1 protein-coding gene is annotated in these 760 nt (G+C 42.2%); it reads right to left on the bottom strand.

Annotated features, from left to right (window positions below; translation table 11 throughout):
• Positions 1–66 precede the first annotated feature (66 nt).
• Entirely contained in the window at positions 67–378 is a 312-nt protein-coding gene (locus ASJ81_RS22280) for a hypothetical protein (RefSeq protein WP_141241743.1), read from the bottom strand.
• Positions 379–760: the final 382 nt, after the last annotated feature.

Genomic DNA, 760 nt, shown 5'->3' with positions numbered 1-760 from the left:
ATGTCGGGTAAGTCGGGAGGATTACTCCTCCTTTCTCCCCTAGGAACCGTACTTGAAAGTTTCCCTTCATACGGCTCGAGTGTTTTCTAACCTTTTCTGTATCAGGCACCAGTTATTACACATAACTGATTTTGTGATTCTGGATAACAGCCCACTAACAAAGTTGTCGGTAAGCCTCTCACCTATCGGTGTCGTTGAGTATCTTACCTTCGTAAGTTTGTTTCCGTTCACACAAGAAAACACCATCAGTAAGTTTGCATCCTTTCGGATCGAGGCAAAGTTTGAACCTCTATCCAATCCATTACAGATTGACATTCGCTTTTTACTGAATCCTCTACCCTCAATGCCTTCGTCATCCCTCGCAGGAGTCCTACCCATTATGGGAGCATTTAGGGCTTACCAAGTTCTATACTACAAATAATGTGAATACCTTAGAAGCCATCTATAAACCGAGAATCATTCGTCCATTTGCCATAATGTCCGCAGACCCATTACAGCCTGATTCTATACCTTTTGGTTTAAGCGTATCAACCTGTTTTCGCTTATTCCACTTCACGATTCTTACGATGGTTCACTTTACGTTCTTCATAGTATTCTTATCCTAACCAATTATCAAAGTCAGGCTCCTCGATTTCTTGATATTGTCATGTGAGCTCCACACACAAACGTTACCATTTATGCATGTCACAGTAGGATTACCTCAAATGGAAGAGGTAGCGTAATGGCGCGATTCATAGTATAGCTTCTTGTCGCACCTGCG

It is taken from the genome of Methanosarcina spelaei (assembly GCF_002287235.1).
GTDB lineage: Archaea > Halobacteriota > Methanosarcinia > Methanosarcinales > Methanosarcinaceae > Methanosarcina > Methanosarcina spelaei.
The sequence above is the reverse complement of the archived record's forward strand: the minus strand, read 5'-3'. Positions and strand labels throughout refer to the sequence as shown.

Bases quoted from the DNA above. Each gene is read 5' to 3' on its own strand.
- ASJ81_RS22280 (WP_141241743.1), bottom strand. From the start codon at position 378: ATGGGTAGGACTCCTGCGAGGGATGACGAAGGCATTGAGGGTAGAGGA.